The sequence below is a fragment of the Vagococcus changpingensis genome, from assembly GCF_058211775.1.
In genome coordinates this window covers 410,198-431,510 of record NZ_JBYVZB010000001.1, presented here as the reverse complement: position 1 = coordinate 431,510, position 21,313 = coordinate 410,198, and the positions used below count along the sequence as shown (strand labels likewise).

The following is a 21,313-nucleotide window of genomic DNA, read 5'->3' as shown; positions in this document are numbered from 1 at the left end:
AGGATGCAAACACCAAGAAATCAGACTCTTGCCGAAGCACTGTATAGAGATATTGACAAGAATGATTATTTGAAAGAAATATACGAATCATTGCTTTATGATTATTCAATCAATCTGTTTAAGTTAAGAAAACAGCAAAAAGAAATAAATATAAAAGATGCATTAAGATTTGCAGATTTGTTAGCAAAATCCACCCTTCCAGATAAACGTGATGAACATCGCTTGTGGGGTCAGGAACTCGTGATTTTGTTAAGTATTGTTTATCCAGAGGATTCAGCAGTAAAGTATTACCTCGGTTCTGTTCTTTCGACAGTTGGTAATTATCGTGGCTTGAAATCCACTTATATTGAGGAATTTCAAACTTCTAATGTGTTTGATGGTTTGTATTTTGAGTATGATAAATCTAGGTTACAAATACCAGGTGAAGAGGGAAGTTATTTTTTTCATGATCAGAAAGATGTATATGATGGATTAAATTATAAGTACTTTAGCTATTCTGGACCTACCTCAATGGGTAAATCATTTGTCGTACAAACATATATTAAACAACAAATAGAAAATGGTTCAACCAAGAATTTCGCTATTCTTGTACCCACTAAAGCTTTGATAAACGAAGTCAGAAGTGAAATAATTGGAAGTCTTCAAGAAAAGCTAAAAGATACAAATTATCGTGTTGTCAGTGCATCTGGAGATATTGTATTACAACAAGAACACAGCTTCATTTTTGTTATGACTCCTGAACGTCTACTGCATATGATGATAGGCAAGCCACAGATAAAAATAGATTTCCTATTTGTAGATGAGGCTCACAAAATATCTGATAGAGGAGGGCGAAGCACATATTACTATAAAGTGATTGCACAGCTATCTAAGATGAAGGAAATGCCAACAGTAATTTTTGCGTCTCCAAATATTCCAAACCCTGAGGTATACCTCAGTTTGATACCAAAAATTAATATAGATGAAGTGAAAAAACTAGCATCAAAATATACACCAGTATGCCAGTTTAAATATTTTCTGGATTTATGCGAAGGTCAAGCCTACTTTCATAATGATTATTCTAAATCATTATCATTGATAGGAGATATACCACAAGAAGATGAGCTGAGTGATATTGTTAATCGAGTTGGATCCACACAACAAAACATTATCTATTGCAATTCGAGACAAAAAGTTGTCGATTATGCTGTACAGTATGCAACCAAACTTCCTATTAAAGATGATGAAAAGCTTATCTCATTAGCTAATGATATCCGTACTGAGGTCCATAGTGATTGTTATCTTGCTGATTTAATACAACGAGGCGTAGCATATCATGTCGGATACCTCCCTACCAACATCCGATTAAGAATAGAGAAGAGTTTTGTTGATGGTATTCTAAGAACAATATTCTGTACTAGCACACTTGTTGAAGGAGTAAATCTACCAGCAGACAATTTATTTATTACAAGCTATAGAAACGGAAATTCTAATATGGATGAGGTGGAATTTAGAAACTTAGTAGGACGTGTTGGGCGCATAAAATATAATTTATATGGAAATGTGTTCTTGATTCGCATGGAGAACAGACTTAAAACTCAGAATTATATTGATTTACTTCAAAACGATGTTCCAAAACAAGAGATTTCCATTAACTTAATAGATAACAAAAAATATTTAAGCTTGGTAGTTGATGATTTAGCTCGTGGTGATATGGAATTGACTAAGGTTCGTGAAGCAGCTACAGAAAAGGACTTTGATGCTCTACGTAAATTTGCAATGATTTTTACCAAAGATATTGCAGAGGATAATATTACACCTATACGAGAAGCTTTTTCATCGCTATTAGATGAAGAAAGTGAATATAAAATAAAAGAAAACTTTCCTGTCGAAAAGACAAGTGACGATATCAATTTTTCATACGACCAAATTATCAATTTAAGAGAGCTTGTTGAAAGTGGACAAGAATATCCAAAATTAACAGGAGAAAATGATGAGGTTGATTTTGAAGAATTAGTCGATTTCCTTATGAAACTTCGAAAGGTTTTCAAATGGGATATTTATGAAAAACGTACGATAGGAAAATCAGGTACCTATAGAGAGGACTCTGTTGTCAGGTGGTATGCAGTTATCCTATTAAGATGGATTAGGGGCAATGGCCTTAGTCAGATTATATACCATGCACTTAAGTATAAAGAGAAAAATCCAAATTCAGGTGTATGGGTTGGCAATATGAAAATGGCTGATGTTTATAATAAGAACTCCAAATCCCACAAAAACTATATTATTGCTGAAACACTTGGTGTAATTGAAAATGTCCTTTTATTTAGTATCTCAAATTATTTTAGGAAATTTTCCCTGGAATATAAGGATGTACATCAAGTAGATCATTTCCAAAATGATTGGTATGAATATGTGGAATACGGTACAACAAATCCTTTGACTATTTTTCTTCAACAAAGTGGTTTTTCACGAGAATCTTCAAAATATATAGAAGAACCAACTAATCAGAATAAATATTTAATAGAAGTTGATGGTGAAATAAAAATTCACCGTTCGATACTGACATGTGGTAATATCGGTGTAGAAACTGAATCACACGATATACAATTTAATATGCCTGAACTATTTATAGACTAGTTATAAGCATTAACTAGGCCTCCTGCAGAAATGCAGGGGGCTATTTTTTTGTCTTTTTTTAATTCCCATATGTTATCCATATTCCATCCCTACTGTATCCATATTTTAAGGATTAGTAATCAGTGATAATAGAAGTATCAAAGGATTATCTTTGAAATTCATTAGATGTAGGAGGTGAACATAATGCGAAAAAACTCAAAGCAAACATCAAAAAGAGTTGCATCAAAGGCAAGCAAAATCCTTAGTGATGGACGCTACAGTAAGAAATCCAAGTCTGTGGCTGGTAGTGCTTTAAGTCAAACAAGACCAAAGAAGAAAAAGTAATTTTTACAACAAATGATAGGTAGCGACAGATTTGAATAATCAGCCTACCTATCCTCCCCAAGGAGAAATCTATCCGGAGCGGTTATCGCTCGACAAAATCAATCTCAAAGTCCTAGTGCGCATACGGACGGCGGGATGCATAAGAGTTCAGAACACAGTAATAAAGACTGTGTTTGGAATGAAGATGCACCCACCGTTATTTCGTGTGCCCTTTTTTAGGACAAGCGGAGTCTGTGGTCATCTTCACCACAGGCTCTTTTTGTATTCCGCCGCCCAATGACTAGGCGGAAAGGAATACTTTATGAAGATTCGAGTTTTATATGAAGACAACATCAAAAACGGTCACAAGAACTACACCACAATTGAAATTCCAGATGGAGATTACAGCGTCATGCTGGATATCGACTATGAGCAACGTCTTGCAGAAGCAAAGCCTGAAAAGAAGGCAGAGGTGAAACGCTGCGAGACTCTACAAGAAATGTTCGATCTCATGAACAACAAGGAATACAACCACTGGCGTCGCTACCATAGGCATCTTGGTAACCCAAAGACACCTTATCGAAAAGATGATGAAGTTGAAATAGATGTCATGGATACTTTCTCTGACAACTCTCAGGAGATAGAACGCAATCACCAAGATGAGTATGAGTCTGTCTGCCAATGGATACGTACTGCTCTTGGTAAAAAGCAGGACTGGGCAGATATGTTCATTGCAGTACGTATTGACGGCATATCGATTCGAGAATATGCCAGTTCCATCGGAGTCAACGAAAACAACATTACTCAGAAATTGAAGCGAGCCACAAAGAAATTAGAACAAGAATATAAAAACCGTCAGATTTGATCTTCTCCCAAGGCTACTAGGTAGGAGGTCAAGACCTCCAAAAAAACACAAGGAGGTAATTCGAATGGAATTACAAGTTTACAAAAATGCAGAGTTTGGCTCTGTACGTACTACAACGATTGGCGGTCAACCTTATTTTGTCGGTAAGGATGTAGCTGGTATTCTTGGTTACTCAAATACTCGCAAAGCTTTAATTGAACATGTTGACGAAGAGGACAAGGGGGTAACGAAATGTGACACCCTCGGCGGAAAACAAGATTTGATTATCATCAATGAATCCGGTCTTTATAGCCTCATCCTCTCAAGCAAGATGCCAAATGCTAAAAAGTTTAAGCGATGGGTGACAAACGAAGTCCTCCCTGCCATTCGCAAACATGGATTTTATGCAACAGACGATTTAATCGCCAATCCAGACCTTGCCATCGCAGCATTTACCGCATTAAAAGAAGAACGTGAGAAGAATAAGGAACTCATGGCAGTAGTTGCGGTTGGTCAACAGCAGATAGCGGAAATGAAACCAAAAGCTACTTACTACGATGTAGTTCTCAAATGCAGGGATGCAGTCAATATCTCTGTTATTGCCAAAGATTACGGCTGGAGTGCTATGCGTATGAATGAGTACCTTCATGAGAAAGGGATTCAATTCAAGCAAGGAGATATTTGGCTTCTTTATCAAAAGCATGCTCCAAACGGCTACACCAAAACCAATACCCACATCTATGAAGATAGCAAAGGTATCCAACATACGAAAGTGCATACCAAGTGGACACAAAAAGGCAGACTTTTTATCTATGAACAGCTAAAGGCGGATGGTATTTATCCGCAGATTGAGATGGAGGTGTGATATGGGAATCAATAAATTCAATGCTGAAGGATATTATGACCCAACTCCCCATAAAGCACTTAGCAATATCACCCGTGAGGAAAAGGCAGCCGCAAAAGCTGCCTTTAAGCCCCTTGTCTATATTTGCTCTCCATTCAGTGGTGATATTGAAAACAACAATAAGCGCACACGTGCGTTTTGCCGCTTTGCTTTAGACAGCGGGAATATTCCTCTAGCTCCACACCTTATGTTTCCACAGTTCATGAATGACGATGATGAGAAAGAACGTGACCTAGCTATTTTTATGGACATCATCTTGATGGGCAAGTGCCAGGAAGTGTGGGTGCTCGGTGATGTTATTTCAAGGGGAATGTCCATTGAAATTGAAAAGGCTAAGAAACGCAGACAACTGGTTAGGTATTTTAATAAGGATTTCAAGGAGGTAGAGACTCTATGAAAATAGCATACGGCAACAGCCGAATGGATAAGAAATGGAAAAATACAGATGTAAGTTGGGAGGATTTTTGCTCCCGAGTTAAAACTACACAACGTACCACTGAAACCGTAGAAGAATATCGAAAAATGAGAAAAGGCGGTCAAGATTCAATTAAAGACGTAGGTGGTTTTGTCGGTGGTCATTTAAAGGATGGCAGACGTAAAAAGGGCAATGTACTGACACGCTCTATGTTAACCCTTGATATGGATTATGGAACAAGTGGTATTTGGGAAGAAATCTCTACCTTCTTCCCTTATCAATGTTGTATCTATTCTACTCATAAGCATACTCCAGAAAATCCAAGACTAAGACTTATCATCCCTCTTCTTCGTGATGTGGGAGAAGAAGAGTATGCAGCGGTCAGTCGCATGGTAGCAAAAGACGTGGGCATTGACCTTTTTGATGATACAACCTATGAACCGGAAAGACTTATGTACTGGCCATCTACTTCAAGAAACGGTGTGTTTGTATATGAAGAAAAAGATGGCTCACTCCTTGACCCGGATACATTTCTTAATAAATATGATGATTGGCGAGATACCAGTACCTGGCCCGTATCTTCAAGGCAGTCAGAAGTATTTGACCGTTCACTAAAAGAACAAGCCGATCCACTTTCAAAGGATGGTGTTATCGGCACTTTTTGCCGTACTTATTCCATCAGTACTGCAATCGATAAGTTCCTAAAGGATGTATATGAGCCATCAGTAATGACTGGTAGGTACGATTATATACCCGCTGACTCAAGCGCTGGTGTCATTCTCTATGATGACAAGTTTGCTTACTCTCACCACGCAACAGATCCTGCAAGTGGAAAGTTACTCAATGCCTTTGACCTTGTTCGGATTCATAAGTTTGGCAATTTAGATGATAGGGCCACGGAAAATACACCTCCGAGTAAACTTCCATCCTTTATCAATATGTGTGAGTTTGCTATTAAAGATGATGAAGTTAAGGTGCAGTTTACGAAAGAGCGAATGGAGCAGGCAACAATCGAATTCAATGAGGATACCTGGCAGACAGCGCTTGAACTTGATAAGCAAGGAAAGATTAAAGACACATTGGATAATATCGTTCTCATCATCCGTAACGATTCAGAACTAGAATCTATTGCTTTTAATAAGCATCGTGATGGAATCGATGCAAGAGACGGACTGCCGTGGGAACAGATGAAGGGTGGCTGGAATGATTCAGATAATGCGGCCCTTAAAGTTTATCTATCTAATAAATACGGCATCTACTCCCCAACCAAAACAAAGGACGCCATACTAGCAGTCGCAGCAGAGCGTTCCTATCATCCTATAAAAGAATACCTGGATCATCTACCAGAGTGGGATGGAACTGATCGCGTTGAGACCTTATTGATTGATTATTTTAATGCAACAGATAATTCCTATACCAGAGCTGTTACCAGAAAGATGATGGTGGCAGCCGTCACTAGAATTTATCAGCCTGGTACGAAGTTTGACAGTGTCTTAATTCTTAATGGACCACAAGGAATCGGTAAGTCTACTTTCTTTGCAAAGCTTGCCGGCGATTGGTTTTCCGACAGTTTGACCCTCACGGATATGAAAGACAAAGCAGGACCGGAGAAACTGCAAGGGTATTGGATATTAGAACTGGGTGAATTAGCAGGCATGCGAAAAACCGATGTGGAGGTTGTGAAATCCTTTATTTCAAGATCCGATGATAAATACCGTGCCAGTTATGGGGTGAATGTGGAAAGCCATCCTCGTCAATGTATCATTGTCGGCTCTACCAATGCAGAAAGTGGATTTTTGCGAGACATCACGGGTAACCGAAGATTCTGGCCAGTGCGTATTAGTGGTGATGGTAAAAGAAAAGCATGGCAGATGTCCGTATATGATGTAGAGCAGATTTGGGCAGAAACTTTGGTGCTTTATGCCAAAGGTGAAAAGCTCTATTTAGAAGGCAGCGATGTAGAGTTAGCAACGAATGAGCAGGCAGATGCCATGGAGAGTGATGAGCGAGAAGGCCTTGTTCGCACCTACCTCGATACGCTTTTACCCGATGATTGGAATGCCCTGTCCTTATATGAACGAAGAAATTATCTAAACGGTAGTGAATTTGGTGGGGAATCCCGTGTTGGCACGGTAGAACGCACCCTTGTTTGTAATATGGAAATTTGGTGTGAATGCTTTGGGAGGGATGCCTCTGCCATGAAACCTGCGGACTCCTATGCCATTGCAGGCATTATGAAAAAGATTAATGGGTGGAACAAGTACCAAGGGAACAAGAATGGAACAAGTAATTTTCCCATTTACGGTAGACAACGTTGTTACGAGAAGAATGAGTAAGGTCGTTCCTTGTTCCTTAGTTGTTCCTTATGCTTGTTCTCTTAAAAAACCAGTCATTACCGACATTTTGGTTTTACTGGAATGAGTGGAACAAGAGTTTTACTACTTAGTAATAAATTAATAAATAGTAGTAGTAAGGCATCGTGAGCGTGTGTATGCGCGCGTATAGGAAAAAACGTTAAAAGTTGTGCTTGTTGTTCCTAATCAATTTATGGAGGTCATTTATGCAAGAAAAATATATAGAACAAAAACTGGTAGCGACAGTAAAAAGCATGGGAGGTATTGCCCCGAAATTTGTGAGTCCTGGAATAGATGGAATGCCTGATCGCATTGTACTACTTCCCATGGGAAGAATCGCCTTTGTCGAATGTAAGGCGACAGGAAAAAAGATGCGACCTTTACAAAATAAAAGAAAGAAGCAATTAGAGGCATTAGGCTTTTTGGCCTATTGCCTGGATGATATAGAACAGATTGGAGGGATACTTAGTGAAATACAAGCCACATGAATACCAAAGCTATGCCACTGAATTCATTTTATCCCATCCCATATCGGCTGTATTTCTTGAAATGGGTTTAGGTAAAAGTGTGATTACCTTATCCGCCATATTTGATTTGTGTTTAGATAGCTTTCTCGTTTGCAAGGTGTTAGTGATTGCACCTTTAAGAGTAGCAAGGGATACATGGCCTGCCGAAATCAATAAGTGGGATCACTTAAAAGGACTCTCTTACTCGGTGGCAGTGGGAACAGAAAAAGAAAGAATCGATGCCCTCAAGAAACAATCAACGCTATACATCATTAACCGTGAGAACGTGGATTGGTTGGTTCATAAAAGTGGTATTCCTTTTCATTTTGATATGGTGGTCATTGATGAGCTGTCATCATTTAAGTCTTATGGAGCAAAGCGGTTTAAGAGTCTACTTAAAGTAAGACCCTCTGTAAAAAGAATAGTCGGCCTTACCGGAACTCCCTCCAGTAATGGATTGATGGATTTATGGGCTGAATTTCGAATTCTTGATTTGGGTCAAAGGCTTGGACGCTACATTAGTCATTACCGAAATACCTATTTTAAGCCAGATAAAAGAAACGCACAGATTATATTTTCATATAAACCACTACCCGGTGCGGAAGAGGAAATCTACAAACAAATATCAGACATCACCATTTCTATGAAATCTACTGATTATCTCAAGATGCCTGAATATGTCAGCAATGAAGTATTTGTCACTTTAAGTGATAAGGAATGGAAGGTTTACTCAGATTTCAAGGAAGACATGGTGGCTAACTTAGGTGATGAAGATATTGATGCGGTTAATGCGGCAGTCCTTTCTGGAAAACTGCTACAGATGGCAAATGGTGCAGTATACGATAGCGAGAATAAGGCTCATGTGATTCATGACAAAAAGCTAGATGCCTTGGAAGATTTAATCGAAGGAGCTAATGGGAAACCGGTCCTTGTTGCTTATTGGTATAAGCATGATTTAGAACGAATTAAAGATCGATTTCCGGTCAGACAAATTCAGTCATCGAAGGATATTGAGGATTGGAATAATAGCAAGATACCCATTGCTGTTATTCATCCAGCCAGTGCAGGTCATGGTCTTAATCTTCAAAGCGGCGGCTCGACTCTGATCTGGTTTGGTCTGACCTGGTCACTAGAGCTGTATCAGCAAACTAATGCAAGACTTTATAGGCAGGGTCAAAGGGATACAGTTATTGTCCACCACATCATCACCAAAAACACCATCGATGAAGACGTGCTGCTTGCACTCACAAAAAAGGAGAAAACTCAAGATGCCTTGATTGATGCGGTAAAGGCGAATTTAGAGGTGATGCGATGACAGAACCTTATCAAGATTTAGCCAATGCCATTATTTTGATGGCTGTTAAAGATTATAGAGATGCTTTAAAGAAACTAATAAAACGGCCTAGATATGGACCGGCACAAGATTTGAAAAACGAGGTGGAGAGGTTCTTCCGCTCTGATTGGTATAGAGAACTTACCTCTGTTGATGGGAACGTCCTAATCAAAAAGCTACAAGCGGAGGTGAGCGAGTAATGAAAGCAAAAGAATATTTACATCAAGCCTACAGGCTAGATAAACGAATCCAATCCAACATTGAGGAAATGGAAAGGCTAAGGGAGCTATCGACCAGTGTTTCCTCCCCTGGTTGGGGTGAGAGAATACAAACCCAGCGGCATACCGATGCTTTGTTTGTCAGATACCTGGAGCGAATTGAAGAACTTCAAATCAAGATTAATGATGAGGTGGATCATCTTGTAGCACTTAAAGCAGAGATTCGAGATGTGATTAATAAAGTAACGGATATCGATGAACGCATGGTGTTACGTTACCGCTACGTTCATAACTTTACCTGGGAGCAAATCGGTGATGAGCTGAATGCTGATAAGAGTACCATTCGCAGATGGCATGGCAATGCCTTAAATCACGTTGTCGTACCTGAAAATCCAATTGTTATTCAAATGTTGAACAGCAATGAGCACTTTTGAGCAGAGATAAGCACCTCATCTTCATGTTACATTATAATCAGCAAGATAGAATACTTACCAAGCCTTGTGGGATGCGCCCTGCAGGGCTTTTTCTATGCCCAGAAAGCGAGGTGATATGATGCCAAGAAAACCAAAACGACCATGCAGTACACCAGGCTGTCCCAACTTAACCGATGGCCAGTACTGTGAAGACCATCGAGTAGAAGAGCGTAGGCGCTATGACAAGTACCAACGGTCAAGTGATGTTAATAAAAAGTATGGCAGAGCCTGGAAAAGAATCCGTGACAGATATGCACGAGAACATCCCCTGTGTGAGATGTGTAAAGAGGATGGAAGACTAACTCCCACTGATGAAGTGCATCACATCCTCCCTGTCTCTCAAGGTGGTACACACGATAGAAGTAATTTGATGTCCTTATGTAAATCCTGTCACAACAAGATTCATTTAGAACTCGGTGATCGACAGATTCGTAGCTGAGCCAAGGGGGAGGTCAAATCTCTAGACCTCTTATGGCGGACAACGGCCTGGGGTCTTGTGTGTAAAAATCAGAAATCAAAGGGGGTATTAAAGACTTTTAGGAAAGTGGGGTGAAAACATGGCAAAGGATGGTACAGCAAGAGGCGGTCAGCGTGTTGGTTCAGGAAGAAAGTCAAAGGCTTTAACAGATAAAATTGCTGACGGCAGATTAAATGGAGCCATGGTACTTCCAGAGCCAACAGAAATGGAAGGTGCCGATGTTCCAGCTGTAAAGGATTATCTAAAGGCTGCTCAGAAAAATGGCAAAGACTTCTGTGCAGAAGATATTTATATCGAAACTTACAAATGGCTAAAAGACCGTAGCTGTGAAATGTTAGTAAACAACCAGCTTATTGAGCAGTATGCCATGAGCGTTTCTCGTTGGATTCAGTGCGAGGAGTGTATTTCAGAATACGGATTTCTTGCCAAGCACCCAACTACATCAGCCGCCATTGCATCACCTTATGTTGCTATGAGTCGTGAATACATGAAGCAGGTCAATCAGTGTTGGTATCAAATTTACCAGATTGTAAAAGAAAACTGCTCTGTGGAGTTTGGTGGAAGAAGTCCGCAAGACGATTTAATGGAGCGGTTATTATCTGCTCGGAAAGGAAAATAGAAAATGAAAAAATATAGAACGTGTGAAAGTGTATGTAAGGGCCACCCTGATAAACTATGTGACCTTATATCAGATAGCATTTTAGATGCTTGTTTGAGAAAAGATAAATCTTCTCGGGTGGCTTGTGAAGTAATGGCAACCAAAGGACACATCATAGTTGCCGGTGAGATTACCTGTTCAAAAAAGATTGATATTAGGCGAGTGGTTCGAAATGTTCTAACAGAAGTAGGCTACAATCCGAGAAAATTCCTTGTCTTTGTCTATGTGCATCAACAAAGTAAAGATATCGCAAGCGGTGTGGATAGAGCTTTGGAATCTCGTGAAGGCGATACTTCATGGTATTCCATGTTAGGTGCTGGTGACCAAGGTACAGTCTATGGCTATGCCACTAATGAAACCAGTGAGAAGTTACCTCTCCCCTTAGTTTTATCCCATGCTATCTGCGAAAAGCTGGATAAGGTAATGAAGAATGGTGTGATTAAGGATATAGGTCCAGATGGCAAGGCGCAAGTAACGGTGGAATATGAAGATGATAAACCAAAACGAATCAAGGCCATTGTTGTCTCTGTTCAACACGGTGCAAATAAGGATTTAGATATTTTAAGAAACGAAGTCATCTCTCAGGTGCTTTGGCCTGTCTTTGAAAAATACCCCTTTGATGATGAAACAGAAATACTCATCAATCCAAGTGGGAGATTTGTAGAAGGTGGTCCCGCTGCAGATACAGGTCTAACAGGAAGAAAAATAATGGTAGACACTTACGGTGGTCTTGCTGCTCACGGCGGGGGTGCTTTCTCAGGCAAGGATCCAACAAAAGTAGATCGCAGTGGTGCCTATATGGCAAGAGCTATCGCAAAGAACGTTGTTAGATGTGGATTTGCCGAGCACTGTCAGGTCGCTATCTCTTATGCCATTGGAAAAGCAGATCCAGTTGCTATTGAGATTGATACCTTTGGAACAGGTAAAGTTGACGAGGATATTCTTTGCTCTGCTGTTTTGGATGTATTCAATCTTAGACCTGCAGCCATTATTGAAAAGCTAAGGTTGACGGATGTACTTTATGCAGATACAGCTACCTACGGTCATTTCAGATATGCATTAAATTCATGGGAGTTTTTGGACTGCTATAAAGAATTGAGGGAGGCGGTAGATAAATATGTTAATTGAAAAAAAGAATGTCAAAGACCTTCTTCCTGCCCAGTATAACCCTCGTAAAGATTTAAAACCTGGGGATGCAGAGTACGAAAAACTAAAACGTTCCATTGAGCAATTTGGATATGAACTATGCCTATAAAGATTACAAAGCGATTATCCAAAGTGCAGGGCTTAATCATCTTGGTAAAGAAGAAAATGCACCTGCTCCTACAGAAAAGAAATCGATCGAGACGCTGGCCAAGGAAGTCATTCAAGGCTTGTGGGGTAATGGTGAAGAACGAAAGAAACGCTTAACGGATGCAGGCTATGATTATGTGGCAGTGCAATCAAAGGTCAATGAAATGCTATCTAGTAAAAAGTCTATTGATGCCATCGCAAAGGAAGTCATTCGTGGCGATTGGGGTAACGGACAAGATCGAAAAAACAAACTAACAAATGCCGGTTATGACTACATTTCGGTACAAAAAAGGGTCAATGAACTCTTGAAATAAGAACTAGTAAGATTGCCTATCAAGGAGTGTTTCTCTTTGGTAGGCATTCTTTTTTTCTAAACCGTCAGATTCTATCACCTCCCGTGGCTACTAGGTAGAGGGCAAGAAATAAATCGCCCTTTGGAAAGAGGTGATGGATATGAAACACAATCTAAAAATCAGTGTTTCAAAGAAACCACAGACAGGCGGACTTGTTACCTACCGTAATGTGTCCGTAAGGGAACGAATTCTTCGCTTTCTTTTAGGGAGTAAACAGCGTGTAACGATTGTGATCCCTGGAGACAGCATCGAGGAACTCTCTATCTGTGAAATGACGAAAGGAGGAACTGACCTTGAGCAAAATAAAGCTACTGCTTGAAGTGGTCAATGATATGCGAAGTCTTGCTGACAGCATACAGGCAGTTTGCGAAGCGATGACAGAAGGAGATCCTGCTCTAGGTGCAAAAGCTGCCACTGAACAAGAACCAGTAAAAGAGCCGGATATCCCACTGGAAAAAGTACGTATGGTACTTGCTGAAAAGAGCCAGATTGGGTTTACTGCCGAAGTGCGAGGACTCATTCAGAAGTATGGTGCAGACAAGTTAAGTGCTGTTGATAAGGCGTATTATTCTGACATCTTGAAAGATGCGGAGGGTCTTGGGAATGGGTAATCATGCTATATTATCTGCATCCTCATCCCACAGGTGGCTCAACTGCCTACCCTCTGCAAGACTTGAACTGGAGTTTGAAGACCAAAGTGGTGAGGCAGCAAAAGAAGGCACAGCGGCTCATGACCTGTGTGAACACAAACTAAAAAAGGCACTTCATATGAGAAGTCAGCGACCTATCTCTGAGTATAACTCTGATGAGATGGAGGAATGTACAGATGCTTACGTTGACTTCGTTATGGAGCAGGTGGAACTTGCAAGAAAGTCTTGCACAGATCCTATCGTTCTTATTGAACAACGTCTTGACTTCTCTTGTTATGTTCCAGATGGTTTTGGGACAGGAGACTGTGTAATCATTTCAGATGACAGACTTCACATCGTAGACTTTAAATATGGACTGGGTGTGCTAGTTGATGCAGTGGACAATCCACAGATGAAACTCTATGCCCTCGGAGCACTTGGAATCTATGATTACTTGTACGATATCAAAGAAGTGTCCATGACGATCTTTCAGCCTAGAAGAGAGAATGTCAGCACCTGGACAATACCGGTGGAAGAACTAAAAGACTGGGCTGAAGAGGAACTAAAGCCCAGAGCTGACAAAGCCTTCAACGGTGAGGGTGAATACATCCCCGGTCCATGGTGTACCTTCTGTAAAGCAGCAAACAGATGTCGTGCTAGAGCCGAAGAAAAGCTGAAACTTGCAGAGAAAGAATTCAAGCTGCCGCCGTTACTGACGGACACAGAAATAGAAGAAATCTTACTTGTTCTTCCCGACCTTACCAAATGGGCAAATGAAATAACAGCCTATGCCACTGATGCCGCCGTTAATCACGGTAAAGAGTGGAATGGTTTTAAAGTTGTGGAAGGTCGCTCGGTTCGTAAGTATAAAGATGAAGAAGCCATCGCAGAAAAAGCTGTAGCAGGTGGATATAAGGATATTTACAGAAAGAGCCTTATTCCGATGACAGAGATGCAAAAACTGATGGGCAAATCCAAATTTGAGGAACTCCTCGGTGACCTCATTTACAAACCACCGGGTAAGCCGACTCTTGTTCCAAACTCAGATAAAAGACCGGCGATTAACGTAGTAAATGCTAAAAACGAATTTAACGAAATTATGGAGGATTAAATATTATGGCAAATATACAAAACAAAACAAAAGTTATCACAGGTGTAAACTCAAGATTTTCTTACTTCCACGGCTGGGAGCCAGTATCCATCAATGGTGGTGCAGAAAAATACAGCGTATCCGTACTTATTCCAAAGGATGACAAGGAAACCATTAATGCTATCCATGCAGCAGTTGATGCTGCCATAGAGGAAGGTATCGCAAAGTTTGGTGGTAAGAAACCAAATAAGGCAGCCATTAAACTACCGCTGCGTGATGGTGATGTAGAGCGTGATGATGAGGCTTATAAAGGCCATTACTTCATCAATGCGAATAGCAAGACAGCGCCACAGATTGTAGACAAAAGTGTTAAGCCGATACTGGATCGTAGCGAGGTATACAGCGGTTGTTATGGTAGGGTTTCTCTTAACTTCTATGCTTTCAACTCAAATGGTAATAAAGGTGTAGCTTGTGGTCTTGGTAACATTCAAAAAATTAGAGACGGAGAACCTCTAGGCGGTAAGACTTCTGCAGTAGATGATTTTACGACTCTTGTCGATGATGACTTCCTTGCCTAAAAGGAATAGAAAACTTGATGGTGGTGGAGGTCTTACCTCTGCCACCTTTTTTCATTTAGGAAAGGTGGTAGCTATGAAGAACTTAGAAATTGATATAGAAACCTATTCTTCTACCAATCTACAAAAAAGTGGTGTTTATCGTTACGTAGAAGCAGATGATTTTGAGGTGATGCTGTTTGGTTATGCGGTTGACGGTGATGAAGTTAAGGTCATCGATTTGATGAATGGAGAAAAGATTCCAAAAGAAATCCTAGATGCCTTAACCGATGAAACCATTACGAAGTGGGCATTTAATGCTCAGTTTGAGCGAGTATGCCTTTCACGTTATTTGGGCTATCCCACTGGGACTTATCTAAATCCTTCCTCATGGAAATGTTCCATGGTTTGGTCTGCCTATATGGGTTTACCTCTTTCTTTAGAAGGTGTAGGTGCAGTGCTAGGACTTGAAAAGCAAAAGCTGACGGAGGGTAAAGACCTGATACGATATTTTTGTCTTCCATGTACTCCAACAAAAATAAATGGTGGTAGAACCCGTAACCTACCCACTGATGAAATCGATAAATGGCAGCAGTTTAAGGCATATAACAAGCGTGATGTGGAGGCAGAAATACAGATACAACAAAGATTGATCAAGTTTCCAGTACCAGAGGACATCTGGGATGAGTATCATCTCGACCAAGAAATCAACGATCGAGGCATAAAGGTGGATATGGATTTTGTTAAGCAGGCCATCGCCATGGATGAGATTTCTCGCAACAAACTGATGTCCGATATGAAGGAAATCACAGAACTTGATAACCCTAACTCCGTACAACAGATGAAAGATTGGCTTTCTGAAAACGGTCTAGAGATGGAGACTCTCGGTAAAAAAGCTGTCGCTGAGAAACTTAAGGAAACCGATGGTGAACTAAATGAAGTTCTTTCACTTCGTCAGCAACTGGCAAAATCCTCAGTAAAGAAATATACAGCAATGGAAAATGCGGTCTGTAGTGATTCAAGAGCTAGAGGTATGTTTCAGTTTTATGGAGCTAACAGAACAGGACGCTTTGCCGGAAGGCTTGTGCAATTACAAAACCTCCCTCAAAACCATATGCCAGACTTAAAAGAGGCGCGAAATATTGTTAGAAATGGTGATGTTGAAACACTAGAACTGCTCTATGAAGATATACCTGATACCCTTTCACAACTGATTCGTACAGCCTTTGTACCTAGAGTGGGTCATAAGTTTATTGTGGCTGACTTCTCAGCCATTGAGGCTCGTGTGCTTTCATGGCTTGCAGGCGAAACGTGGCGAACAAAGGTATTTGCTAGTGGTGGCGATATCTACTGTGCATCTGCCTCCCAGATGTTCAGTGTTCCCGTTGAAAAGCATGGTGTGAACGGTCACTTGAGACAGAAGGGTAAAATCGCTGAATTGGCACTTGGCTATGGTGGTTCTGTTGGTGCGCTAAAAGCCATGGGTGCATTAGAGATGGGGCTTGAAGAGGAAGAATTAAAACCGCTTGTGAATGCCTGGAGAATGTCTAATCCCAACATCACACAGTTCTGGTGGGATGTAGATCGAGCGGCTAAACAATGCGTAAAGGAAAATAAATCACAAGAAACCCATAACATTGAGTTTCATTGTTTTAGTGGCATGCTTTTTATCGTTCTTCCCTCTGGCAGAAGGCTTGCCTATGTAAAACCTCGAATTGGTGAGAATCAGTTTGGTGGTGAGTCTGTGACCTATGAAGGGGTAGGTGGAACAAAGAAATGGGAGCGTCTTGAAAGTTACGGTCCTAAGTTTGTAGAGAATATTGTTCAAGCCATCTCCCGTGATATTTTAATGTATTCAATGAAGATGCTTAGTACTTATTGTATTGTGGCTCATGTCCATGATGAAGTAATTATTGATGCCAATCCTCAAATATCTGTTACTGAAGTATGTAAACAAATGAGTCAAGTGCCACCTTGGGCAAAAGGGCTGCTCCTTGACGCCGATGGTTATGAATGTGACTTTTATCAAAAAGATTAAAGAAATCATCAGATTTCACCTCCTGTCGTGGCTACTAGGTAGGAGGTGTTTTTCTATGAACATTTTTGAAGTAAAAGATGGTTGTCCGTTAAAGGGCAAGACCGAGCAGATGACAGAGGAAGAACTGCAAAAGGAATATGATTTTCACATAGCAGAGAGTATTGTCGCAAACCTATATAAAGAAGGCAAAATCACAGCGGATGAATTAAACAAAATATCAGCCTTGAACAGGCAGAAATTCTCTCCCCGTTTAGCCGAGATTATGTCCTGAAAAGCTTGCTATTAATAGCTTTTAGAGTGATGTATGTAATGGGCGAAAGCGAGGTGAGATGATGAAAAAGATAACAAAAATAGATGAACTGCCCAAGGGACAACTACCTAATACGAAACTTAGGGTTGCCGCCTATGCTAGAGTCTCAACCGATAGTGATGAACAGCTTGAAAGCCTTAAAGCACAGCGTGAACACTATGAGCGATATATTAAGTCTAACCCAGAATGGGAGTTTGCTGGTCTTTATTATGACGAAGGAATCTCTGGCACCAAGATGGAGAAACGGACTGAACTGCTCCGTATGATACGAGATTGTAAGCAAGGTCGGATTGATTTTATTATCACCAAATCAATCAGCCGCTTTGCTCGTAATACAGTAGATTGTCTAGAGTTAGTAAGAAAACTGATTGATATCGGTGTTTATATTTATTTTGAAAAAGAGAATCTAAACACGGGTGATATGGAAAGTGAACTGATGCTTTCTATTCTTTCAGGATTTGCCGCAGAAGAGTCTGCATCTATTTCACAAAACTCAACCTGGTCCATTCAAAAGAGATTTCAAAACGGCAGTTATGTAGGTACTCCACCCTATGGATATACCAATATAGATAGTGAAATGGTAATCGTCCCAGAAGAAGCAGAAATCATCAAACGTATTTTTGCAGAGTGCCTTTCAGGGAAAGGTGGAGGTACTATAGCAAGAGGTTTGAACAAAGACAAAATCCCAACAAGACGAGGTAATCACTGGAGTGCAGGCACGGTGATAGACATGCTTCGAAACGAAAAATATATGGGTGATGTCCTACTACAAAAGACTTACACCGATAGTAACTACAATCGCCATCCAAATACAGGCGAAAAAGACCAGTATTACTACAAGGATAATCATGAACCTATTATTAGTAGAGAAGACTTTGCTAAGGCACAAGATCTCATTGATGAAAGAGCCAAGATGAAGTGTAAGGGCGTGAAAAAGAACGTTTATCTTAATCGATATGCTTTAAGTGGCAAGATCGTCTGTGGAGAGTGTGGTCGCAATTTTAGGAGAAAGACAAACTACTCAGCTGGTAGGAGTTACATTGCTTGGAGTTGCATCGGTCATATCGAAGACAAAGAGAGTTGCTCCATGTTGTTCTTGCGAGATGGGGAAATCAAAGCCACATTTACAACCATGATGAATAAGCTTGCTTTCAGTAACAAGCTAATCCTAGAGCCACTTTTCAAATCAATTAGCCAAATCGATGAAGAAAGCGACCGTGAAAGAATGGACGCTATTGATAAGCGAATGGAGCAACTCATGGAAGAACGCAACACCCTTATTACACTGATGGCCAAAGGTTTCCTTGAGCCAGCTCTTTTTAATCAGGAACGAAATGTTTTAGATAGTGAGATGAAAAATCTTTCAACTGAAAAAACAAACCTTGTATCAAATTCCGCGAGTGGGATTTTACGAGCAAACGAGATAAAGGACCTCATTGATTACGTGTCAGCAGATAATTTTAATGGTGACTACACGGAAGAACTATTTGAAGAATTTGTAGAGAACATCATTGTAAATTCCAGGGATGAGCTGACATTCAATTTGAAATGCGGTCTTTCCCTGAAAGAAAAGGTGGTGAGATAAATGGCATATATTCCATATGGATACAAAATTCAAGATGGAGTGGTTACTGTCGATGAAAAGGCAGCAGGTCAAGTAAAGGTATTCTTTGAGAAATACATATCAGGACTATCCCTTACAGTGGCTGGCGAACAGGCAGGTATTGATAAGACACACTCTGTGATGGGTCGCATTTTGAAAAACGTCAACTACCTTGGAAATGATACGTATCCAGCAATTATTGACAAAGAGATATTTGATAAAGCTGAAGAAGTTAGAGATAAGCGTGCAAAGGATTTAGGACGAGTGGTAGAGCTTGCCGCTTTCACCTCTCCCCCTCCCAAAGAACGATTTAAAATGAGAAAGGCAGATAATAAGATGCCAGTTGATCCTTTTGAACGAGCAGAATACTTATATAGTCTGATAGAAAGCGAGGAATAAAGTGACAGAGAAAAATATAATGGTTATTCCTGCTCGTAAAAGAGTAGGAAGTACAGCCGCAAAAGAAAAGATAAAGAAACTTCGTGTTGCTGCCTATTGCCGTGTTTCTACAGAAACAGAAGAACAAAATTCTAGCTATGAGGTTCAGGTCGCACACTATACAGAGTTTATAAAGAAAAATAATGAATGGGAGTTTGCTGGCATCTTTGCAGATGATGGTATCTCTGGTACGAACACTAAAAAGCGTGACGAATTTAATCGCATGATTGCAGAGTGTATGGACGGTAACATCGACATGGTTATTACAAAATCCATCAGCCGATTTGCGCGTAACACCCTAGACTGCCTTCAATACATTAGACAGCTCAAGGATAAGAACATATCCGTCTATTTTGAAAAAGAGAACATCAACACCATGGATGCCAAGGGTGAGGTGCTACTTACCATTATGGCATCTCTAGCACAACAGGAAAGCCAGAGCCTTTCACAAAACGTTAAGCTTGGCCTACAGTACCGATACCAACAAGGAAAGGTGCAGGTCAACCATAAGCGATTTATGGGCTACACGAAAGATGAAGATGGAAATTTAATTATTGTCCCCGAAGAAGCTGAGATTATCAAACGCATCTACCGAGAATACCTTGAAGGTCAGAGTCTAGTGGGTATTGGTCGAGGTCTTGAAAAAGATAGTATTTTTACAGCAGCGGGAAAACCAAGATGGCGACCGGAAACAGTTAAAAAAATCCTCCAAAACGAAAAATACATCGGAGATGCCCTTCTGCAAAAGACTGTCACAGTAGATTTTCTGACCAAGAAACGAGTGAAAAATGAAGGTCATGTTCCACAGTATTATGTTGAAAATAGCCATGAAGCGATTATTCCCAAAGAATTATACTTGCAGGTGCAGGAGGAAATTCATCGAAGAAGCAACATCTACACAGGAGAAGGTAAGAACAAACGAATTTATAGTAGTAAGTACGCATTAAGTGCCATCACCTTCTGTGGAGATTGTGGCGATATTTATAGGAGAACCTATTGGAATATTCATGGCAGAAAAGAATTTGTCTGGCGATGTGTGACTAGAATCGAGCAGGGTCCTGAAGTCTGTAAGAACCGAACCGTAAAAGAAGATGAACTTTATGGTGCAGTAATGACTGCGATTAATAAGCTACTTGCAGGTGGGAACAATATGATAAAGACTCTGGAAGAGAATATTCATGCTGTGATTGGTGAAACGACAGAATACCAAATTTCAGAGATTAACAACTTACTGGAGGAAAAGCAAAAAGAACTCATCAAGCTGGCCAATAAAGGTAAAGATTATGAACATCTAGCAGATGAGATTGATGAGCTGAGAGACAAGCGACAGATCCTTTTAGTAGAAGATGCCTCCCTCAGTGGCGAGAACGAGCGAATCAATGAGCTGATTGAATTTATCCGCAAGAACAAATTCCGCACCTTAGAATATGATGATAAGCTTGTAAGGAAAATAATCCAGAACGTTACTGTGTATGAAGACCACTTCGTCATAGCCTTCAAATCTGGCTTCGAAATGGAAATATGAAAACCAGAAGTAAATAGCCCATGACTCTACAGTAGAGTTGTGGGTTTTCTTTTGCTTGCTGATTATAATAATATTTTAATAACTATTGTGTTTATCAACCAAATGGTTTATAATATTCTTAGCGTAAACTTGGAGGTGCTGTATGACTACGGCAGAAATGATTAAAGAACTGTGTGAGCAAATGAATATAAGTGTTTCCGAACTTGCTAGACGTATTGGCCAGACTCCACAGAATTTCAATAAAAAATTACAACGAGAAACAGTAACCTTGGATGAGTTGAAGGCCATTGCTGATGTGCTAGGTGTCAAGTTTGTGCAGGCATTTATTTTACCAGATGGAGATGAAATAAAAATATCTAACGAATAAAGGAGGAT

At 40.2% G+C, this 21,313-nt stretch carries 24 protein-coding genes and 1 pseudogene; all 25 read left to right on the top strand.

Going from position 1 to position 21,313, the window contains the following annotated elements:
- The first annotated feature begins 3 nt into the window (after positions 1–3).
- The 25 genes and pseudogenes from AC37UB_RS02200 to AC37UB_RS02080 all read left to right on the top strand — a co-directional run bounded on the left by AC37UB_RS02200 (position 4) and on the right by AC37UB_RS02080 (position 21,305).
- Positions 4–2,619 (top strand): DEAD/DEAH box helicase, encoded by a 2,616-nt coding sequence (locus tag AC37UB_RS02200; protein ID WP_490685274.1) that lies wholly within the window; start codon positions 4–6, stop codon positions 2,617–2,619.
- A 183-nt stretch (positions 2,620–2,802) separates the two neighbouring features.
- Positions 2,803–2,943, top strand: coding sequence for a hypothetical protein (locus tag AC37UB_RS02195; RefSeq protein WP_490685273.1), 141 nt, complete (start codon positions 2,803–2,805; stop codon positions 2,941–2,943).
- 301 nt (positions 2,944–3,244) lie between these two features.
- Positions 3,245–3,787, top strand: coding sequence for an RNA polymerase sigma factor (locus AC37UB_RS02190; protein ID WP_490685272.1), 543 nt, complete (start codon positions 3,245–3,247; stop codon positions 3,785–3,787).
- Between the two features lie 64 nt (positions 3,788–3,851).
- Positions 3,852–4,631 (top strand): phage antirepressor KilAC domain-containing protein, encoded by a 780-nt coding sequence (locus AC37UB_RS02185; RefSeq protein ID WP_490685271.1) that lies wholly within the window; start codon positions 3,852–3,854, stop codon positions 4,629–4,631.
- Between the two features lies 1 nt (position 4,632).
- The gene (locus AC37UB_RS02180; protein WP_490685270.1) at positions 4,633–5,067 is read left to right on the top strand and encodes a DUF7768 domain-containing protein; all 435 of its coding nucleotides are present in this window, start codon (positions 4,633–4,635) and stop codon (positions 5,065–5,067) included.
- The gene (locus AC37UB_RS02175; RefSeq protein ID WP_490685269.1) at positions 5,064–7,421 is read left to right on the top strand and encodes a virulence-associated E family protein; all 2,358 of its coding nucleotides are present in this window, start codon (positions 5,064–5,066) and stop codon (positions 7,419–7,421) included. The genes AC37UB_RS02180 and AC37UB_RS02175 overlap by 4 nt, the downstream gene beginning before the upstream one ends.
- 224 nt (positions 7,422–7,645) lie before the next feature.
- Positions 7,646–7,927 (top strand): VRR-NUC domain-containing protein, encoded by a 282-nt coding sequence (locus tag AC37UB_RS02170; RefSeq protein WP_490685268.1) that lies wholly within the window; start codon positions 7,646–7,648, stop codon positions 7,925–7,927.
- Positions 7,908–9,260 carry an SNF2-related protein gene (locus AC37UB_RS02165; protein ID WP_392888948.1) on the top strand — a complete coding sequence of 451 codons (1,353 nt, stop codon included), beginning with the start codon at positions 7,908–7,910 and terminating at the stop codon, positions 9,258–9,260. The genes AC37UB_RS02170 and AC37UB_RS02165 overlap by 20 nt, the downstream gene beginning before the upstream one ends.
- Complete coding sequence (locus AC37UB_RS02160; protein ID WP_490685267.1) at positions 9,257–9,478, top strand: hypothetical protein; 222 nt, start codon at positions 9,257–9,259, stop codon at positions 9,476–9,478. The genes AC37UB_RS02165 and AC37UB_RS02160 overlap by 4 nt, the downstream gene beginning before the upstream one ends.
- Entirely contained in the window at positions 9,478–9,930 is a 453-nt protein-coding gene (locus AC37UB_RS02155) for a DUF1492 domain-containing protein (protein WP_275142454.1), read from the top strand. The genes AC37UB_RS02160 and AC37UB_RS02155 overlap by 1 nt, the downstream gene beginning before the upstream one ends.
- Before the next feature lie 94 nt (positions 9,931–10,024).
- Positions 10,025–10,408 carry an HNH endonuclease gene (locus tag AC37UB_RS02150; RefSeq protein ID WP_330583662.1) on the top strand — a complete coding sequence of 128 codons (384 nt, stop codon included), beginning with the start codon at positions 10,025–10,027 and terminating at the stop codon, positions 10,406–10,408.
- A 118-nt stretch (positions 10,409–10,526) separates the two neighbouring features.
- Positions 10,527–11,066 (top strand): P27 family phage terminase small subunit, encoded by a 540-nt coding sequence (locus AC37UB_RS02145; RefSeq protein ID WP_490685266.1) that lies wholly within the window; start codon positions 10,527–10,529, stop codon positions 11,064–11,066.
- A gap of 3 nt (positions 11,067–11,069) precedes the next feature.
- Positions 11,070–12,233 carry a methionine adenosyltransferase gene (metK, locus tag AC37UB_RS02140; protein ID WP_490685265.1) on the top strand — a complete coding sequence of 388 codons (1,164 nt, stop codon included), beginning with the start codon at positions 11,070–11,072 and terminating at the stop codon, positions 12,231–12,233.
- Positions 12,223–12,345 (top strand): annotated as a pseudogene (locus AC37UB_RS02135) (DNA modification methylase); the annotation flags it as partial. The gene metK and the pseudogene AC37UB_RS02135, both read left to right, overlap by 11 nt.
- Positions 12,344–12,712 (top strand): 1,4-beta-N-acetylmuramidase, encoded by a 369-nt coding sequence (locus AC37UB_RS02130; protein WP_490685264.1) that lies wholly within the window; start codon positions 12,344–12,346, stop codon positions 12,710–12,712. The pseudogene AC37UB_RS02135 and the gene AC37UB_RS02130, both read left to right, overlap by 2 nt.
- A gap of 139 nt (positions 12,713–12,851) precedes the next feature.
- On the top strand, positions 12,852–13,070 hold the full coding sequence (locus tag AC37UB_RS02125; protein ID WP_061106172.1) for a hypothetical protein: 219 nt from the start codon (positions 12,852–12,854) through the stop codon (positions 13,068–13,070).
- Positions 13,045–13,362 carry an rRNA biogenesis protein rrp5 gene (locus AC37UB_RS02120; protein ID WP_490685263.1) on the top strand — a complete coding sequence of 106 codons (318 nt, stop codon included), beginning with the start codon at positions 13,045–13,047 and terminating at the stop codon, positions 13,360–13,362. The genes AC37UB_RS02125 and AC37UB_RS02120 overlap by 26 nt, the downstream gene beginning before the upstream one ends.
- Positions 13,355–14,491, top strand: coding sequence for a DUF2800 domain-containing protein (locus tag AC37UB_RS02115; protein WP_490685262.1), 1,137 nt, complete (start codon positions 13,355–13,357; stop codon positions 14,489–14,491). The genes AC37UB_RS02120 and AC37UB_RS02115 overlap by 8 nt, the downstream gene beginning before the upstream one ends.
- A gap of 5 nt (positions 14,492–14,496) precedes the next feature.
- Positions 14,497–15,048: a DUF2815 family protein gene (locus AC37UB_RS02110; RefSeq protein WP_101355256.1), complete on the top strand. Its 552-nt coding sequence runs from the start codon at positions 14,497–14,499 to the stop codon at positions 15,046–15,048.
- Positions 15,049–15,121: 73 nt separating this feature from the next.
- On the top strand, positions 15,122–17,062 hold the full coding sequence (locus AC37UB_RS02105; RefSeq protein WP_490685261.1) for a DNA polymerase: 1,941 nt from the start codon (positions 15,122–15,124) through the stop codon (positions 17,060–17,062).
- Between the two features lie 55 nt (positions 17,063–17,117).
- The gene (locus AC37UB_RS02100; RefSeq protein WP_046391880.1) at positions 17,118–17,333 is read left to right on the top strand and encodes an SHOCT domain-containing protein; all 216 of its coding nucleotides are present in this window, start codon (positions 17,118–17,120) and stop codon (positions 17,331–17,333) included.
- Between the two features lie 61 nt (positions 17,334–17,394).
- The gene (locus AC37UB_RS02095; protein WP_046391879.1) at positions 17,395–18,957 is read left to right on the top strand and encodes a recombinase family protein; all 1,563 of its coding nucleotides are present in this window, start codon (positions 17,395–17,397) and stop codon (positions 18,955–18,957) included.
- Positions 18,958–19,374, top strand: coding sequence for a recombinase (locus AC37UB_RS02090; RefSeq protein WP_046391878.1), 417 nt, complete (start codon positions 18,958–18,960; stop codon positions 19,372–19,374).
- 19 nt (positions 19,375–19,393) lie between these two features.
- Positions 19,394–20,938, top strand: a complete 1,545-nt coding sequence (locus AC37UB_RS02085) for a recombinase family protein (protein ID WP_046391942.1) — start codon at positions 19,394–19,396, stop codon at positions 20,936–20,938.
- Positions 20,939–21,080: 142 nt separating this feature from the next.
- The gene (locus AC37UB_RS02080; RefSeq protein WP_002303393.1) at positions 21,081–21,305 is read left to right on the top strand and encodes a helix-turn-helix domain-containing protein; all 225 of its coding nucleotides are present in this window, start codon (positions 21,081–21,083) and stop codon (positions 21,303–21,305) included.
- Positions 21,306–21,313 lie beyond the last annotated feature (8 nt).

What these genes read in the sequence shown, in the direction of transcription:
- AC37UB_RS02160 (WP_490685267.1), top strand. Translation starts at nt 9,257, where the DNA reads ATGACAGAACCTTATCAAGATTTAGCCAATGCCATTATTTTGATGGCT.
- AC37UB_RS02130 (WP_490685264.1), top strand. Translation starts at nt 12,344, where the DNA reads ATGAACTATGCCTATAAAGATTACAAAGCGATTATCCAAAGTGCAGGG.
- AC37UB_RS02195 (WP_490685273.1), top strand. Translation starts at nt 2,803, where the DNA reads ATGCGAAAAAACTCAAAGCAAACATCAAAAAGAGTTGCATCAAAGGCA.
- metK (WP_490685265.1), top strand. Translation starts at nt 11,070, where the DNA reads ATGAAAAAATATAGAACGTGTGAAAGTGTATGTAAGGGCCACCCTGAT.
- AC37UB_RS02090 (WP_046391878.1), top strand. Translation starts at nt 18,958, where the DNA reads ATGGCATATATTCCATATGGATACAAAATTCAAGATGGAGTGGTTACT.
- AC37UB_RS02080 (WP_002303393.1), top strand. Translation starts at nt 21,081, where the DNA reads ATGACTACGGCAGAAATGATTAAAGAACTGTGTGAGCAAATGAATATA.
- AC37UB_RS02150 (WP_330583662.1), top strand. Translation starts at nt 10,025, where the DNA reads ATGCCCAGAAAGCGAGGTGATATGATGCCAAGAAAACCAAAACGACCA.
- AC37UB_RS02145 (WP_490685266.1), top strand. Translation starts at nt 10,527, where the DNA reads ATGGCAAAGGATGGTACAGCAAGAGGCGGTCAGCGTGTTGGTTCAGGA.
- AC37UB_RS02175 (WP_490685269.1), top strand. Translation starts at nt 5,064, where the DNA reads ATGAAAATAGCATACGGCAACAGCCGAATGGATAAGAAATGGAAAAAT.
- AC37UB_RS02185 (WP_490685271.1), top strand. Translation starts at nt 3,852, where the DNA reads ATGGAATTACAAGTTTACAAAAATGCAGAGTTTGGCTCTGTACGTACT.
- AC37UB_RS02155 (WP_275142454.1), top strand. Translation starts at nt 9,478, where the DNA reads ATGAAAGCAAAAGAATATTTACATCAAGCCTACAGGCTAGATAAACGA.
- AC37UB_RS02170 (WP_490685268.1), top strand. Translation starts at nt 7,646, where the DNA reads ATGCAAGAAAAATATATAGAACAAAAACTGGTAGCGACAGTAAAAAGC.
- AC37UB_RS02200 (WP_490685274.1), top strand. Translation starts at nt 4, where the DNA reads ATGCAAACACCAAGAAATCAGACTCTTGCCGAAGCACTGTATAGAGAT.
- AC37UB_RS02190 (WP_490685272.1), top strand. Translation starts at nt 3,245, where the DNA reads ATGAAGATTCGAGTTTTATATGAAGACAACATCAAAAACGGTCACAAG.
- AC37UB_RS02085 (WP_046391942.1), top strand. Translation starts at nt 19,394, where the DNA reads ATGGTTATTCCTGCTCGTAAAAGAGTAGGAAGTACAGCCGCAAAAGAA.
- AC37UB_RS02115 (WP_490685262.1), top strand. Translation starts at nt 13,355, where the DNA reads ATGGGTAATCATGCTATATTATCTGCATCCTCATCCCACAGGTGGCTC.
- AC37UB_RS02180 (WP_490685270.1), top strand. Translation starts at nt 4,633, where the DNA reads ATGGGAATCAATAAATTCAATGCTGAAGGATATTATGACCCAACTCCC.
- AC37UB_RS02110 (WP_101355256.1), top strand. Translation starts at nt 14,497, where the DNA reads ATGGCAAATATACAAAACAAAACAAAAGTTATCACAGGTGTAAACTCA.
- AC37UB_RS02095 (WP_046391879.1), top strand. Translation starts at nt 17,395, where the DNA reads ATGAAAAAGATAACAAAAATAGATGAACTGCCCAAGGGACAACTACCT.
- AC37UB_RS02100 (WP_046391880.1), top strand. Translation starts at nt 17,118, where the DNA reads ATGAACATTTTTGAAGTAAAAGATGGTTGTCCGTTAAAGGGCAAGACC.
- AC37UB_RS02105 (WP_490685261.1), top strand. Translation starts at nt 15,122, where the DNA reads ATGAAGAACTTAGAAATTGATATAGAAACCTATTCTTCTACCAATCTA.
- AC37UB_RS02125 (WP_061106172.1), top strand. Translation starts at nt 12,852, where the DNA reads ATGAAACACAATCTAAAAATCAGTGTTTCAAAGAAACCACAGACAGGC.